Below are 15310 nucleotides of genomic sequence, written 5' to 3'. Positions count from 1 at the left end.
GCTCAGTCCACCACCACTCCGCGCAGCCGGGGACGGTGCCCGTCTATCAATACTACGCGGTCCAGGCGAACGGAACTGGCGTGCGGTTCTACTATTCGACGCAATCCAACGTGGGACAGGGGTGGACGCTCACGGGACGCGGCTTCCACGCCCTGCCGCGCTCCTGAGGCATGCTGCGGTTCCCCAAGCAGGAGAGGAGGAGGCGAGCGTAACGCTCCCCAAGCAGGTGCGGCAAGTGCGGAGGAGGCGAGCGTGGCTCCCCAAGCAGCGGCCAGGAAGGCGCCTCTGAAGGAGAGGACGCCGCGAGTGGACCAGGTGGAATTGCTCAGGAGGACGTTCGATTTCGACATGTTCGTCCGCGTGAGGTGTGAGCGCGCGGACGAGGTGTGGATCTACAAGGCCTACAAGGGCGAGTACTTCGTGGACTTCATCTTCTCCTCGGGCAACGGCGTGGCCACGGTGGACGACGAGTGGTTCGTCCATGCGCGGACGGCCACCGTCTTCGGCCACCAGTGCCTCATCTCGCCGGCCGAGGAGACCATCTGGTCCAAGGCCTTCGTGAACGAGCGCGAGCGCTACGACGGCGCGGACATCAACCACCTCATCCTCAAGATGGGGAGGAGCATGGACTGGGAGCGGCTGCTGCGGCGCTTCGACCGGTACTGGGAGGTGCTGCTCAGCCACCTGATGATGTTCCGCTTCGCCTATCCGTGCGAGCGGGACCTGGTGCCCACGTGGCTGATGACGGAGTTGATGTCGCGCACGCTGGACACGCTCAAGGAAGGCAACTGGGACGAGCGGCTGTGCCGCGGGAATCTCATCTCGCGGGTGAACTACGCGGTGGACATCCATCACTGGGGCTACGGCGATGGCCGGTCCTGGGATGAACGAGATCGAGGGAAGGGGGAGGCACGTGGCGCGGGACGCGAACTCGAAAATACGCTTGGCGGCGGTCGGTGACCTGCACTGCCGCGAGGATCAACACGGCCGCTTCCGTCAGCTCGTCAAGCAGATCAACGCGGAAGCGGACGTGCTGCTGCTGTGTGGAGATCTGACGGACCGGGGCATGGTGGAGGAGGGCAAGGTGCTCGCCGAGGAGCTGTCGGCACTGCGGGTGCCGGTGGCGGCGGTGCTCGGCAACCATGACTACGAGCACAACCAGGCCAAGGAGATCTGCGGCGAGCTGGCGAGGGTGGGTGTCCACATCCTCGATGGGGACCACTTCATCTTCGAGAAGGTGCTGGGGGTGGCGGGGGTGAAGGGCTTCGGCGGAGGCTTCGGCAACGCCACGTTGCAGGCTTTCGGCGAAGGGCAGACGAAGTCCTTCGTGCAGGAGGCGGTGCACGAGTCGCTGAAGCTGGAGGCGGCGCTCAGCCACCTGGATACGCCGAAGAAGGTGGTCATCATGCACTACGCCCCGGTGCCGGAGACGCTGGAAGGGGAGAACATCGAGATCCGCCCCTTCCTCGGGACGAGCCGCCTGGCGATGCCGGTGGACCACTATGGGGCGGAGGCCGTCTTCCACGGACACGCGCACCATGGCGCGCACGCCGGAAAGACGAAGAGCGGCATTCCCGTCTACAACGTGGCGATGCCGCTCATGACGAAGATGCACCCAGACCAGCGCTTCATGCTGCTCGAGGTGTGAGGCGTTACTCGGGCTTCTGGCTCCAGGCGCGGTAGTGCTCGAGCAGCGCCTTCCTTACCTGGGGCGGAGGAGGCGCCTCGGGCAGCTTCCCGAGCGTGGCGATGGTCACCCGCATCTGCCGCACATACCGGCGGCAGTGCGGGCACACCACCAGGTGACACCGGAACGCCACCCGCTGCCTCCACTCCATCTGTCCCTCGAGATACCGGGTGACCAACTCCGTGACTTGCTGGCACGTCAGCATGGGCCTCACCTCGCTTCCCCGAAGCGTTCCTCCAGCGCCCGGCGCAGCTTCGCCCGGCCCCGGTGGAGCAGCACCCGCTGGTTGGACTCGCTGAGCTGGAGAAGCTCACGGACCTCCTCCGCCTCAAGCCCCTCCACGTCTCGCAGCGTCACCACCGCACGCTGGTTGGCTGGCAACTGCGCCAGGACCTCCTCGATACACTCCATCGCCTCGCCTCGCAGCACCAGGGCCTCCGGGCTCTCCACGCCCCAGGGTGAAGGTGGTACCGCCCACATCCCCGCGGCAGTGAAGCGTTCGGGTTCCTCTACCGGCCCTTCCTTGGCGGGCCCCAGCGCCGAGAAGGGCAGGCTCCGTCCCTCCTTCGCTGCCCGGCTGCGCGCCCGGTTCAGCAGGATGTGGAACATCCACGTCTTCAACGAGCAGCGCCCCTCGAAGCCCGCCAGGCCGTCGAGGATCGCCAGCCAGGTGTCCTGGACGGTCTCCTCGGCCACCAAGCGGCTGCCCACAAGGGGGAGGGCCAGGCGCAGGAGCCGGAAGTGGTACGTGTCCACCAGCCGCACAAAGGCCGCCTCGTCCCTCCTCAACAGGCGTTGAACGAACTCCTGGTCACTGTCACTCCCGAGCCACGCTGTATCTCCATGCGTGCGCATCTCCGACCCCCCGGTCCATGCGCTTCTGGTTCACGAGATGGCCTCGCTCTTCCTCGGGCTGTAACGCGTGGCCTCGAACGAAGACATCTCCTTCAGAAGGTACGAGGCGCTGTCCCGGTCCGCAGGCAATACAGCCCGCCCCGGGGACGGCGAACGCAGGGAGTCCCTATGAGCAAGCAGACAATGAGAGGCGCCCGGATGCTCCTGGTCGCGGTGACCGCGCTGGGGGTGAGCACGCCCGTCTGGGCACGGCAGGACATGGCGATGAAGCACGGGGAGATGTCCCAGCACGAGGAGGGCCCCACGCGGCTGCGCTCCGGGCTCTTCAAGGGACTGGCGCATGAGACGTCCGGCTCGGCCAGCGTGTACCAGCTTCCGGATGGACGGAGAGTGCTCCGCCTGGAGGAGCTCCACACGTCCAACGGGCCCGACCTGCACGTCTACCTGGTGGAAGGGGATGCCGCCTCGGACGATGCGGCCATCAAGGCGGGCCGCTTCGTGTCACTGGGGGCACTCAAGGGGAACATCGGCAACCAGAATTACGAGCTCCCCGCGGACCTCGACCTCGACCGGTACCGCTCGGTGAGCATCTGGTGCAAGCGCTTCGGGGTGAACTTCGCCGCGGCTCCGCTGCCGGCCAGCTCCGGTGAGGCGTCATGAAGAGACTGCTCTGGTGGCTCCTGGCCGTCGTGGCCCTGGTCAGCCTCTGGTTCCTCTTCCGGCCAGAGCGCCTCGTGATCGACGAGAAGGTGGACGAGCCGCTCTCATTCGAGGTTCGGGCAGCCCCTCAGCGAGCAGGCTGACCCTCACATCCAACGCTCAGCCGCTCTTCCTGAACAGAACACCACACAAGGAGCGGCTGAACATGGATGTCGCCATCTATTGGAGTGATGTCGTCGACGACTTGAATGCCCGTGACCACTCCGGGACTCCCATCCTGGCGGATCAGGCGGGGCCGACTCGGACCGCACGAGCGGGGGCGCTCGCGATGCTGGCGGTCCACGATGCCTTCTTTGGCATCCAGGGCCAACCGACCTATCTCAGCTCGGTACCACCGGCGGTCGCGCTGGCCTCGCCGCAGTTCGCGGCCGGGGTCGCCTGCGCCCAGGTCTTGTCCGTGCTCTATCCCAAGCAGCGGGCCTTCATCGAGGAGCGGCTGGTCAGCGCTCCGCGGGGGACGGGTAATCCCAATACGGCAGCCACCTATGGGGAGGCCATCGCGGAGGCGCTGATCGCCCTACGTCAGGGGGACGCAGCCTTCGACGAGCGAAGTCCAACACGGCCGAGCCATGTCGCGAGCCCCGCTTACGGCCATCACCGGCCCGATCCGATGAGCCCGGGCCAGGGGTTCCTCAATGCCTACTGGGGGGAGATGCCGTTCTTCGCCACCCCGGCACCGGTCTTCCTCGCGCCGCCTCCCGGGCTGGACGCCGCCACGGGCGTGCTGACCCCGACGGACCCGGTCTACGCGGCTCATCATCAGGAGATCTACCTGCTGGGCGGCAGCCCCACCTCGTCGGAGACGACTCGCGAACCGGAAGAGTCCCTCATCGGTATCTTCTGGGCCTATGACGGTTCGCAGAAGCTCGGAACCCCGCCGCGAATCTACAACCGCATCATCAAGACGATCTCGACCCAGAAGGGGCTCACCGAGGCGGAGAACGTCAAGCTGTTCGCGCTCGCCAACGTGGCGATGGCGGATGCGGGCATCCATGCCTGGTTCTACAAGTTCCACTACGACCTGTGGCGGCCGGTGCTCGGCGTCCGCGAGCATGATCCGTTCTGCGGTCCCAGCGCGGATCCCGGAGCGGCGCGGCTGCCGTTCTCCGATGTGTTCTGGAAGCCGCTCGGCTCGCCCAGGACGAACGAGTTGACCACGACGGGCTTCACGCCCAACTTCCCGTCCTATCCCTCGGGCCATGCCACCTTCGGTGCTGCCGTCCTGCACATCACGCGCCTCTACCTCGCGTCGATTGGCAAGGCCACCCTCTACCCCGACGGGAGCGATGACGTCGGCTTCGACTTCATCTCGGAAGAGCTCGACGGGGTGACCCGGGATGTCGATGGCAGCGTGCGCACCCGGCACGTCCGTCGCTTCGCGAGCCTGCTCCAGGCGATCGTCGAGAACTCGGTGAGCCGCGTCTACCTTGGGGTGCACTGGCGGTTCGACGGCACGACGGGCGGCTACGACTCCGATGGCCCGGGCGGCGAGGGCCCCTCCGCCACGTTCAACCCCGATCCCGACAGCGTGGTGGTGCCGCGCGACTCCATCGGAGGCGTGCCGCTGGGGCTCGACATCGCCGAGGCCATCTTCAACAACGGGCTGAAGCCGAGCACCGCGAGCCTGGCCAAGGGGGTGCCCCCGCCGCCGGCCACGCCCTACAAGGCGGAGCCCCTGGGCTGCCGGCGCCGGGACAAGAAGGACAAGAAGAAGTAGCGGTGGTGCACCCCGATCAGCGCTTCATGCTGCTCGAGGTGTGATCGTCGCGCTCTTGAGCAGGCTTTGCTGTGCCGACGGCGACCGCCAGGAGAAGTCTCCTGGCAGCCCGAGACGCAGCGCCGCCTGCCAGGCGGGAGAATTGCGGTCGCGCCAGCGGTCAGCGAGCCGGCCGGCGGAGGTCAGCGCCATCCGGTCGAGCGCCGTCAGGTCCCATTCCTTCCCGAGCTCCAGCCTCTTCCGGACCACCGGCGGGAGGATCGCGACCGCGCCGCGGGCCATCGCGCGGTGCAGGAAGCGCGGCACGGACGGCGCCGCGCGGCCCGATTCGATGATGTTCAGGAACTCGAGGTTGATCGGGTGCGGCTCGAAACCCGGCAGCAGCCCTTCCATCATCGCGACGAAGTCGGCTTCCGACCCGACGCTCTGCGTGACGCCGTAGAGCTCGGCGACCGGCTTCCCATCCGCGAAGAAGCGCACCTGCTCCTCCGGCGAGAGCCGACGAACAAAGGTGTGGTAGGCCTTGAAGAAGCCGTAGGCAGCGGTCGCGGAGACCCAATTGAGCAGCACCGGGTCGAGCGCACGGTACGACTGGCCATTGGGGGTCTCACCCGACACGCGCGCGTGCATCTTCGTGACGCCGGCGATCACCTTGCGCGCCACCGAGGCGGGGCCATACACCCCCACCATCGCCGCGACCCCGGTCCGCCGTGAGCGTCCGATCGGGTCCACCTTGTAGATCGAGTGGTCCCAGACACCGCTGCGGATCCGTGGGTCGGCGAACTCGAGCAGCACGGCGGCGACTCCGCCGATGCCCATGGCGATCGGGTTGCGGTAGACCCGCCACTGCACCGAGTCCGGCGGGACCAACGAAGGTTCCCCGGCGGGGGAGAGATAGTCGATCTTCCACTCGCGCGCGGCCGCCCGCTTCGCCGCTTGTGCAGGCGCTGCTTCGTGCTCGGCCGGTACTGGCTCAGGTGAAGCCATATCGTCACCCCTATCAGTTGATATATTCCGTATATCAGGTGATAGGCTGCGCTGCAACAGCCCTCCCTGCCTATATGGCGGAGCATGAGCCGCGAGACCAAAAGCCGCCTGACGCCGACGGAGATGACCCGGGCCCGGATCCTCGAGGCGGGCATGCGGTGTTTTGCTCGTGAGGGCTTCGCGGGCGCCACCACCCGGATGATCGCCGCCGAGGCGGGTGTCACGCTCCCGGTCATCGCCTACCACTTCGGCAACAAGGAGGGGCTGCACCGCGCTTGCGCGCAGGAGATCATCGAACAGCACAGGCGCCGGTTGTTGCCGCTGGTGAGCGCCGCTCACGAGGCGGCGCACAAGGGATCGCTCTCGGCCACGGAAGCGCGGGACTGGCTCGACCGGATCCTCGACGCACTCGTCAAGGCGCTCACCGCCGATGCCGAGCAACGGCTCACCACCGATTTCGTGCTGCGCGAGATGAGCGAGCAGGGCCCGGGCTATGCGTTGTTGTTCGAGGAGTTGTGGAGTCCCGGCATCGGTCTCGTCGCCGACCTGCTGGCGATCGCTCGCCAGCGCCGCCCCGGGAGGGAGGAGGATCGCGCGGGTGCGGTGATGCTGATCTCCTCGCTCTCCGCCTTCACGGCGATAGAGCCCGTGGCGCTCTCTTTCCTCGGGTGGGAGCGGCTCGACGAGACCCGCCGCGATACCGTGACGGCTCTCGCGAGGCGCCTGCTGGACGGTCTCATCGGGCGCTGACGCCCCTGCGCTTCACTCCGGCTCATGCCTCCTGGCTCAATCAGGCCGGACTCTCGCTGCGCGTCTTCGGAGCCCACACCCTGTCCAGGAACTTCGTGGACACTCCACTGGAGAGCGCCCGCACGCCGATGACAGCGGCACCGGAGACGAGCGCTGCCAGCACCAGCAGCCCGAGCATGGGCGAGACCGGGAGTGAGGCACTCGACGGCCTGGGCTGGTAGCGGGGCATCTGCTCGAAGTCGGCCTTCTGGAACGGCCGCTCGTGGAACATGTACGGGTAGTAGAAGTCGCGCAGCCGGGTGTGGAACCGCTCGATGCTGAGTTGGTACTCCAGATGCGCCAGCAGGTCGCTGTCCGCGGCCCGGTGGAGGATTGTCTGAACGGCGGCCGCTGGGAGGATCCAGCCGAGCCGGGCGGTCCACGCCTCGCGGGCCGTCAGGCTCCGGCGGTATTCCGCGACCTCGGCGGAGACTCCGTCGTCGCCCACCTCGTGCATGGCGTAGTACCACTTCCAATGGAAGCGGCCGAGCACCGGCGGCGTGTCGCGCCACTCCGGATGCTTGACGAAGAAGGGACGGAAGGTCTCCTCCTTGGGGATGTCCCAGGCGCGATGCACCAGCTCACGTTGGGCCAGGGTCAGGTCGATGCCCTTGGCCACGGGGATGGCGCGGGAGATCACGGCGTTGGCCAGCGCGGGCGCCAGCAGGGTCAGTACGATCCAACATCCGACCAGCGTGGCGCCGTTGGCCGCCGAGCTCCGGCCCCAAGCGGCGACAAGAAGCGCCAGCCCCAACCAGAAGGCCACATAGAGTGCCGCCGTCAGGGCGATCGCGAAGGTTCCCGCGACCGAGGCCCGGCTGATCACAGCGCCGAGCATGAGCGGCGCGAGCAGGGCACCCAGGACCAGCAGATAGCGCAGGGTGCTGCGACGCATCCACACTCCGAGCCCGGACGTTGGCATGGAGACCAGGAGCCGGAATCGCCCGGCCTCACGTTCGCTCGACACCAGGTCATGCATCAGCGCGATGATGACCAGCGGAGCCAGGTAGGTCAGCACGAAGGCGAAGTCGAATGCGCCTGGAAGCGCGAGCTCCGGGTTCAAGGTCTCGGACTCGTAGAGCTGGGATTGCAGGCCCAGCAGCCGCACCCGCAGGACATGGGGCTGCACATCCCGCTGGCCGAGCGCCGCGAAGGCCAGGGGCGACGGCGGGTCCGTGGTGAGGTGGAAGGTGTAGTAGGCGGCGGAGCCCGCGACTCCGTCAGGCTTGCCATGCTCCCGGGTCACCGAGGCCAGGTCCATCCGCTGGGCGGCTTCCACCCGCTCGATGACGGCCTTCTGCCGGGCAGCCGCCGCGAGTCCGGCCACTACCGACAGGGTGGTCAGGAGGAGCAGCAGCAGGAGCGCGCCCACGCTCAAGGGAGCCCGGAACAGCAATCTGACATCGGCCTTCCAAGCGCTCATCGTGTGGCCTCCCCCAGATGACGGGCAGCCAGGCCGCAACCCACGAGCAAGGCCGCCAGCCAGCAAACGAGTATCAGCAGGTTGGCCCGGATCCGGCCGCCCGCGAGCAGGAGCACGTCAGGCTCCCGATAGGTGAAGCCCGGCAGCGTCTTCCAATGATCGGCGGAGATCCGGGGGTCCGCTCCGGCGTTCCGGTTCGGGATCTTCGTCACCTGCATGAGGTTCAGCGCCTGGACGAACTGGTAGCGGTGCTGTTCCACCTGCTCGAGGAAGTCCTGGTGGCTCTCGGTATCGGTGGCGGCCAGGCTCATGGAGAGCTGGCGCATGGCGATGAGCGGGCTGATGATCCCGAACTGGCGCACGAGCCGGTTCTGCCCGGCCTCCCGTTCGGAGGCTTCCCGTGCATGGCGGTCGAACAGCTCGCTCGTCAGGCGCTCTCCCTCCATGCCGACCAGCCCCGCCCACTGGACCGGCAGGTCCTCGACCTTCTCGACGCCATACCTGGCGAGGGTCTTCGCCTTGAACTCGGAGAAGTAGGGGTCGTCCGGATTGTGGCTGTCGCCGATCTGCTTGAGCTCATGATGGATGGCCACGTCCGTCTCGATACGCGTTGGCGTGGGTATTCGCGCCACCGCGATCTCGGGCAGGAACCGGGGGGCGAGGATGACCACTCCCATCCAGGCCGCGACCAGGACGAGCAGCGCGTCCCGGGCGCGCCGTACCAGCAGCGATACGAACAGGGCCGCGACCGCCCAGATGGAGAGATAGACGAGATAGCCGGAGACCATCAGCAGGCTTGGGACTGGCGGAGCCTGGCCGGCGAGCGCCAGGGCCGCCAACACCAGGAGCGCTGGAGCGGCGACCGCGGCCACCACGCCGGCATGGGCCAACAGCTTGCCCGCGGCGAGCTCGACTGGCCGCAACCCCTGGGCCAGCAGCAGCCGCAGGGTTCCCTGTTCACGCTCCCGCGCGACGGCGCCGAAGGCGAGGAAGACGATGAGCAGTGGCGCCAGGGTCTGCAACACGAAGGCCGGCGTCAGTTGGCCGAACCGCAGCAGCAGCGAGGATTGCCTCGCCTCGCTGAAGTTGGCGCTGTTCTGCCTGTGCCCTTCGAGGAACACCGTGTTGCCGGTGAAGCCGTCTACCCCTGGATCGAAGAAGGCCAGCGCCGAGAGCGGCCGGAAGACGAATTGCCCATAGTGCACCATCCGGTGCGGGTGCCGGTCCGGCTGGGCGTCGAATGCCTCGTCCGCCGTGGCCTGGTAGCGGGCCCTGGCCGCCCTCGTGGCGTTGCGCTGCTCCATCCCCAGGAGGGAAGAGGTGACGATCAGGGCCGCGAGCGTGAGACTGGCGCTCATCGCCACCCGGTTCCGTACCAGCGCCCGCCATTCCTCGGCGGCGACCCTCGGCACCCTCGTGCGTCCGAGGCTCATGCCGCTTCTCCCGCCTGCGCATAGCGCTGATGCAGGGCTCTGACATCGAACCGCTCCGCGCCGGTGGCGGCCAGCTCCTCCTCGAGCCGGCCCTGCGCCAGGAAGCCGATCCGATCGGCGATCTCGGCGGCGCTCAGCAGGTCGTGCGTGACCATCAGGGTGGCGACGCCGCGCGCCCGGGCCGTGTCCAGCAGCCGGTTGAAGTCGCCGGTCGCTCGTGGGTCCAGGCCAGAGGTCGGCTCGTCCAGCAGGAGCACCGGCACGCGCCGGGCGATGGCGAGCGCGATCGCCACCTTCTGGCGCATGCCCTTGGAGAACCCGCCCACGCGCTTTCCCCACGCCTCGCTCGCCAGCCCGACTGCCTCCAGTGCCTCATCGATGTGCGACGGTGAGCGCTGCTCGCTTCCCGCGATGGTCAGGAAGTAGTCGATGTTCTCCCGCGCGCTGAGATGCTCGTAGAGGGCCACGTTCTCGGGGACATAGGCCAGCCGCGAGCGCGCGGCCCGGGGGTCGGCCGCCACGTCGTGGCCACAGACCAGGGCCTGCCCCGCCGTCGGGCGCACCAGACCCAGGAAGATGCTGAGCGTCGTCGACTTGCCCGCGCCGTTGCCGCCGAGCAGGGCATAGATCTGGCCGGGCGCCACGGTGAAGCTCAGCCCTCGGAGAACGGTCTTCGAGCCGTAGCGGTGCTCGAGCCCGAACGCTTCCAGTGCGCCGGTGCCTACAACGTCGGACATGCTTCCCTCACTTCGAATGAACCGCGACAGCTCGCAATGCTCCACCGTCTCAGGACAGGAGGTATATGCAACCCAGTGGCAATAGCAAGGCCGTTGCCGAGGCCGGGGACGCGTTCACGCGAATGCGGATAAAATCCCTTATGCCCCCCTCCAGAACAATCGGCGTTCCGGAAGGGGGTCTCGTCGAGGCGAATGTGGTCATTGTGTGATTCACGCCGTGTGACACCGCGTGATACAGGCTGTGTCACATGCGGAGGACTTCCGCGTGGGGCGCGCCCCCCGGCGCGTCAGCCCATGGCGCATGCATGGGCCTGGAGGGTGAATGCAGCCAGGTCGGCTTTCGGGACGCCTCATCTTCGTGGTGCTCTGCGGTGTCTTCGTCCTCGCATGCGAGGAGAATGGCACCACTGGTGTGACGGCGTCCCCTGGAGCCCACCTCGCGCCTGATTCCGTCGCGTGGGCCCGTGAGCTCACCCCCCGGCTCGCCGGGAGCGGCTGGTCGTCGACGGCCAGCATGGCGATCGCGAGGGGGCAGCACGCCTCGCTGCTCCTGCCCGGCGGCGATGTCCTGGTGGTGGGCGGCGTCAACCGGACCGGGTTCGTGACTTCCGCCGAGCGTTTCAATCCGGAGACCGGCACCTGGGCCTCCGCCGGAAGTCCAGGCATCACGGGCAACGTCACGTCGGGCGTCCTGCTTCCCACCGGGAGGGCGTTCGTCGTGATGGACGGCAGCCTGTCGGCACGCATCCATGACGCTGCGACGAACACCTGGTCCGCCACGGGGGCGATGTCCGCGACTCGCTCCCTGTCCACCGTCACCCTCCTGTCCTCGGGGCGGGTGCTCGTCGCGGGAGGCTCCAACCTGAACACGGCGGAGCTCTACGACCCCGCGACGAACACCTTCACCGCCACCGGCTCCATGTCCGTCGTCCACAGGGCTCACACCGCCACCTTGCTGAGGGACGGCCGGGTGCTGGTGGTCAGTGGCTTCATCAGCACGGGAGAGGTGCCCGTCGCGGAGCTCTATGCGCCCTCCGCCGGGACCTGGTCGCTGGCGGCGCCTCCCCTGGTTCCCCGGCACTATGCGACCGCGACGCTGCTCCCCGATGGCCGTGTCCTCTTCGCGGGAGGCACCACGAGCGCGGGGGTCACCAACCACGCGGAGCTCTATGACCCGGCGGCCAATACGTGGACCGCCACCGGTGCGCTCGTCCATCCGCGAAACGGGCACACGGCCACCCTGCTGCCCGATGGCAAGGTCCTGGTCCAGGGTGGCTCGGATGGGGTTCGCAACGCGCAGGCGGTGGCGGAGCTGTATGACCCGGCGACGGGGACCTGGGCCGCCGCCGGTACGATGGCGGTGGCTCGCGAGAATGCCACCGCCACCCTGCTGACGACGGGTCAGGTGCTGGTCATGGGTGGCTTCAACTCGATTTCGGGCACGACCACCTTCTATGCGGACGTGGAGCTCTATGAGACCTCCAGCGGCCGCTGGGCTCCGGCCGACAATCTCGCGCAGGGCCGGGGCTCCGCCGCCGTGCTGCTGCCGTCGGGACAGGTGATGGCCGCGGGGGGCCGGGGCGCGAGTGGCGTACTCGGGACGGCGGAGCGCTACACGCGCGCGAGCAACACCTGGGCTCCCGCTGCCTCCCTGGCCACCGCGAGAGAGCGCGCCACGCTGAGCCTGTTGCCGTCCGGTCAGGTGCTCGCCGCCGGAGGTGGGAATGGTGGGGGGCCACTGACCTCGGCGGAGCGGTACGATCCCGTGACCGATGCCTGGTCGCCCGCGGGCTCGATGGCGGCCGCCAGGGATGGGCACACCGCGACGGTGCTGGGCTCGGGCCGGGTGCTCGTGGTGGGCGGTGCGGGTACGGGGGCGGCGGAGCTGTATGACCCGGCCTCCAACACGTGGAGCTCCGCCGGGCCGGCCGCCACGCCCCGCTCGCGTCACGCGGCCGTGCTGCTGCATGACGGCCGGGTCCTGGTGGCGGGGGGCGAGAACGGGGGCACACCGCTGGCCTCGGCGGAGCTGTATGACCCGGCCACCAACACGTGGACCCCCGCCGCGGCCCTCTCGCAGGCACGAGTCTCCTTCACCCTGACGCTGCTGCCGTCGGGCCGGGTACTGGCGGTGGCGGGGACCTCACTCGCGACGGAGCTGTCGTCAGCGGAGGTCTATGACCCGGTCTCCAACACCTGGGCTCCGGCGGGGACACTGGCCAGCCCGCGCGCATTCCATTCTGCCGTGCTGTTGCCCTCCGGCCGGGTGCTGGCCGTGGGAGGCCAGGGACCGGGAGGCACGGTGCTCGCCACCGCGGAGCTGTACGACAGCGCGACCAACACCTGGAAGCCCGCGACGGGCCTCGCCGCCCAGCGGCAGCGCTTCGGCATCGTCGTCCTGCCGTCGAACGAGGTGCTCGTGCTGGGAGGGCAGGGCGCCGGGGGCGCGTGGCTGGCGAGCGCCGAGCTGTACGAGGACACCGGGGCGCAGCCGGCCTGGCGTCCGGTGGTGACGGGGCCCGACGAGGTGTCGCGCGGATGCTCCGCGCGCATCACCGGCACGCTGTTCCGAGGCATCTCCGGAGCCAGCGCGGGAGACTACAGGGACTCCGCGACGAACTTCCCCCTGGTGCGGTTGCTGGCGGCCGAGGGGCGCCAGCTCTGGACGTTGCCGGGCAGCGGGATGTCCGCCACCGGCGTGACGGTGTCCATTCCCGCCAGTGTGGCTCCTGGCTCCTATGCGCTCTCCGTCTTCGCCAACGCGAGAGGTGGCGGGCGGATGGTGACGGTGGTGGAGAACACCGCGCCGGTGGCGGAGGACCAGACGGTCTCCACGCCGCCCGGCGAGCCCGTGAATCTGTCGTTGGTGGCGACGGATGCCGAGGCGGATCCTTCGTTGAGCTTCGTCATCGTCACCCCTCCATCCCACGGGACGCTGAGCGGTACGCCGCCCTCCGTCACATACACACCCGAGCCGGGCTACCTGGGGCCGGACAGCTTCACCTTCCAGGCACGTGACTGCGGCCTGGACAGCAACGTCGCCACCGTGACGCTCGACGTGGCCGACCAGACGCCTCCGGACATCACCTGCCCGGCGGACCTGAGGGTGGAGGCGACGGAGCCAGCGGGGGCGCCGGTGACGTATCCCCCCGCCACCGCGACCGACGACATCACCGGGAATCCTACGGTGACGTACTCGCCGCCGTCGGGGAGCACCCTGCCGGCGGGGCGTACGACGGTCACCGCGACAGCGGAGGATGCGGCGGGCAATCAGGCGACGTGCACGTTCGCCGTGACCGTTCAGGTCCGGGTGGTGTCGATTGCTGGCGGCGGATGTCAGGCCGCCGGTGGAGGCGCGGACGCGGCGCTGGCCGTGCTGTCGGTCCTCGCCGTGTGGGCGGGGCGTCGGCGCCGTGAAGTGGCGCGAACCTGCGTGCTCGTCGCGGCCCTGGCCACCACCAGCGCCTCGGGGCAGACGCCCTCCAGCCCCCTGGTTGCGTTCGACGTGGAGCGCCTGCGCCTCAGCGCCGCCGCGACGGACTCGCTGCTGGTGGACTCCGGGCGGCTGCTTCCCATGGGCGGCTATCGCCTCGCTCTCCTGAGCAACTACGAGCGCGGCATCCTGGTGCTGAAGGGCAGTGATGGGTACAGCCGGTCCCTCCTGCACTACCGGACGTCGGCCTGGCTCATGGGGGCGTGGTCTCCGGTGGAGCGCCTGGAAGTGTCCGCCCGGCTGCCGGTCATCATCTCCCAGGGGGGCCATGGCGCGGAGGCGCTGATAGGTGTCTCCGCACCTTCGCCCTCGGGGCTGGGGACACCGGAGGTGGGAGGGCGCTACTCGCTGCTCCGGCGCGAGGATGGGGCGCCGGTGTCCCTCGCGGTGGGGCTCGACGTGGGACTTCCGGGGGGGAGTGCGAGTGCGTTCGGACGCCAGGAGCATTGGGCCGGGTTCCAGTTCTGGCCCCGCGTCTCGCTGGGGCGCGAGGTGGGAATGTTCGCATTGGGAGTCAGCGTGGGCGCGCGAGTGAGGTCGAGGGAGGCCGAGCCGGGTCGCGACGTGGGCACCGAGCTGGAGCAGGGGCTGGTGGTGGCCACGCGGGGGAGCGGTCTTCGCGGCGAGCTGGCCTTGCAGGTGGCGGAGTCGCTGGTGCACCCGGACGTGGCGGTGGAGCTGCTCGGGGCGGTGCGGCTGCCCATCGGACATGGCTTCGAGGTGAGCGCGCTCGCCGGGCGTGGCTTCACCGACATCCCGGGGTCGCCCTCGTGGCGGGCGGGGGTGGGAATCGCCTGGGCGCACAACCCTCCGCCCGAGGACGTCTGCCAGAGCGGGCGGAAGCACACGCCCGAGCAGTGCCCTGGCTCCGATGATGACGGTGACTCCGTGCCCAACAAGGCGGACCGTTGTCCGCTGGAGGCGGGGCCGCCGGACAACGAGGGATGCCCGGACCGGGACTCGGAGGGTGATGGCGTCGTCGACCGGCTGGATCGGTGCCCGAACGAGGTGGGAGTGCCGGACCGGCAGGGCTGCCCCGAGCCTGTCTCGTCTCCGGTGAAGGAGGAGCGGCTCTCCCTGGCGGGCCGCAAGGTCGCCTTCGAGGTGGGCCTCTCCGAGATTCAGGGAGACGGCGCGCGCCTTCTGGATGAGATCGCCGAGCTGCTGAAGTCGCGGCCCGGTGTCTCGCTTCGCATCGAGGGCCATACGGACGACTCGGGACAGGAACAGCTCAATCGCACACTGAGCGAGGAGCGCGCGAAGGCGGTGCGGGCCTACCTCATCCGGCGTGGCATCGCGGGCTCTCGCCTCGAGGCCCGGGGCTACGGTCCGTCGCGTCCCGTCGCCACGAACGACACGCCGGAAGGCCGAAGCGCGAACCGCCGCGTGGAGTTCATCATCACGAATTGATCTCTAATCTTAACTTCCTGGAATTTGCGGGATGGACGTTTTAAAAAGCCTGTCGTCCG

Annotated in this window: 14 protein-coding genes; 8 read left to right on the top strand and 6 right to left on the bottom strand. The window is 68.7% G+C overall.

Features of this window, described 5'->3' with window-relative positions; genetic code table 11:
* Window positions 1–35: 35 nt before the first annotated feature.
* The 3 genes from BO221_RS57165 to BO221_RS43435 all read left to right on the top strand — a co-directional run bounded on the left by BO221_RS57165 (window position 36) and on the right by BO221_RS43435 (window position 1648).
* The gene (locus BO221_RS57165) at window positions 36–167 is read left to right on the top strand and encodes a hypothetical protein (RefSeq protein WP_255408530.1); all 132 of its coding nucleotides are present in this window, start codon (window positions 36–38) and stop codon (window positions 165–167) included.
* A gap of 118 nt (window positions 168–285) precedes the next feature.
* Window positions 286–960 carry a hypothetical protein gene (locus BO221_RS43440; RefSeq protein WP_369866052.1) on the top strand — a complete coding sequence of 225 codons (675 nt, stop codon included), beginning with the start codon at window positions 286–288 and terminating at the stop codon, window positions 958–960.
* Window positions 944–1648 (top strand): metallophosphoesterase, encoded by a 705-nt coding sequence (locus BO221_RS43435; protein WP_073566796.1) that lies wholly within the window; start codon window positions 944–946, stop codon window positions 1646–1648. Before BO221_RS43440 ends, BO221_RS43435 begins: the two co-directional genes overlap by 17 nt.
* Window positions 1649–1652: 4 nt before the next feature.
* On the opposite strand, the gene BO221_RS43430 is transcribed toward BO221_RS43435, so the two are convergent.
* Window positions 1653–1892, bottom strand: coding sequence for an anti-sigma factor (locus BO221_RS43430; protein ID WP_073566795.1), 240 nt, complete (start codon window positions 1890–1892; stop codon window positions 1653–1655).
* 5 nt (window positions 1893–1897) lie between these two features.
* Window positions 1898–2542, bottom strand: coding sequence for an RNA polymerase sigma factor (locus tag BO221_RS43425; protein WP_073566794.1), 645 nt, complete (start codon window positions 2540–2542; stop codon window positions 1898–1900).
* A gap of 168 nt (window positions 2543–2710) precedes the next feature.
* Between BO221_RS43425 and BO221_RS43420 the strand changes: the two genes are divergently transcribed.
* From BO221_RS43420 to BO221_RS43415, 3 genes are read left to right on the top strand one after another with little or no spacing between them, the layout of a single operon-like run.
* Window positions 2711–3202 carry a DM13 domain-containing protein gene (locus tag BO221_RS43420; protein WP_083682349.1) on the top strand — a complete coding sequence of 164 codons (492 nt, stop codon included), beginning with the start codon at window positions 2711–2713 and terminating at the stop codon, window positions 3200–3202.
* Window positions 3199–3345: a hypothetical protein gene (locus tag BO221_RS55170; protein ID WP_158080019.1), complete on the top strand. Its 147-nt coding sequence runs from the start codon at window positions 3199–3201 to the stop codon at window positions 3343–3345. Before BO221_RS43420 ends, BO221_RS55170 begins: the two co-directional genes overlap by 4 nt.
* A complete protein-coding gene (locus BO221_RS43415) occupies window positions 3309–4979 on the top strand; it encodes a vanadium-dependent haloperoxidase (protein ID WP_255408531.1) in 1671 nt (556 codons plus the stop codon). The genes BO221_RS55170 and BO221_RS43415 overlap by 37 nt, the downstream gene beginning before the upstream one ends.
* A gap of 24 nt (window positions 4980–5003) precedes the next feature.
* Here the strand turns inward: BO221_RS43415 and BO221_RS43410 are convergent, their stop codons facing one another.
* Window positions 5004–5966: an oxygenase MpaB family protein gene (locus BO221_RS43410; protein ID WP_083682347.1), complete on the bottom strand. Its 963-nt coding sequence runs from the start codon at window positions 5964–5966 to the stop codon at window positions 5004–5006.
* A gap of 84 nt (window positions 5967–6050) precedes the next feature.
* Between BO221_RS43410 and BO221_RS43405 the strand changes: the two genes are divergently transcribed.
* A complete protein-coding gene (locus tag BO221_RS43405; protein WP_143196023.1) occupies window positions 6051–6716 on the top strand; it encodes a TetR/AcrR family transcriptional regulator in 666 nt (221 codons plus the stop codon).
* Window positions 6717–6756: 40 nt separating this feature from the next.
* Here BO221_RS43405 and BO221_RS43400 read toward each other — a convergent pair whose 3' ends face one another.
* The 3 genes from BO221_RS43400 to BO221_RS43390 are packed head-to-tail and all read right to left on the bottom strand — an operon-like array spanning window position 6757 to window position 10348.
* Window positions 6757–8178, bottom strand: coding sequence for a DUF3526 domain-containing protein (locus BO221_RS43400; protein ID WP_083682345.1), 1422 nt, complete (start codon window positions 8176–8178; stop codon window positions 6757–6759).
* Window positions 8175–9611 (bottom strand): DUF3526 domain-containing protein, encoded by a 1437-nt coding sequence (locus BO221_RS43395; RefSeq protein ID WP_073566791.1) that lies wholly within the window; start codon window positions 9609–9611, stop codon window positions 8175–8177. Before BO221_RS43395 ends, BO221_RS43400 begins: the two co-directional genes overlap by 4 nt.
* Window positions 9608–10348, bottom strand: a complete 741-nt coding sequence (locus BO221_RS43390; protein WP_073566790.1) for an ABC transporter ATP-binding protein — start codon at window positions 10346–10348, stop codon at window positions 9608–9610. Before BO221_RS43390 ends, BO221_RS43395 begins: the two co-directional genes overlap by 4 nt.
* A 322-nt stretch (window positions 10349–10670) precedes the next feature.
* Between BO221_RS43390 and BO221_RS53145 the strand changes: the two genes are divergently transcribed.
* Entirely contained in the window at window positions 10671–15251 is a 4581-nt protein-coding gene (locus tag BO221_RS53145; RefSeq protein ID WP_233166518.1) for a kelch repeat-containing protein, read from the top strand.
* Window positions 15252–15310 lie beyond the last annotated feature (59 nt).

Origin of the sequence: Archangium sp. Cb G35, assembly GCF_001896145.1 — a bacterium.
Classification (GTDB): domain Bacteria; phylum Myxococcota; class Myxococcia; order Myxococcales; family Myxococcaceae; genus Archangium; species Archangium violaceum.
Note: the sequence above shows the minus strand (reverse complement) of the source record. Positions and strands in the feature narration are given on the sequence as shown.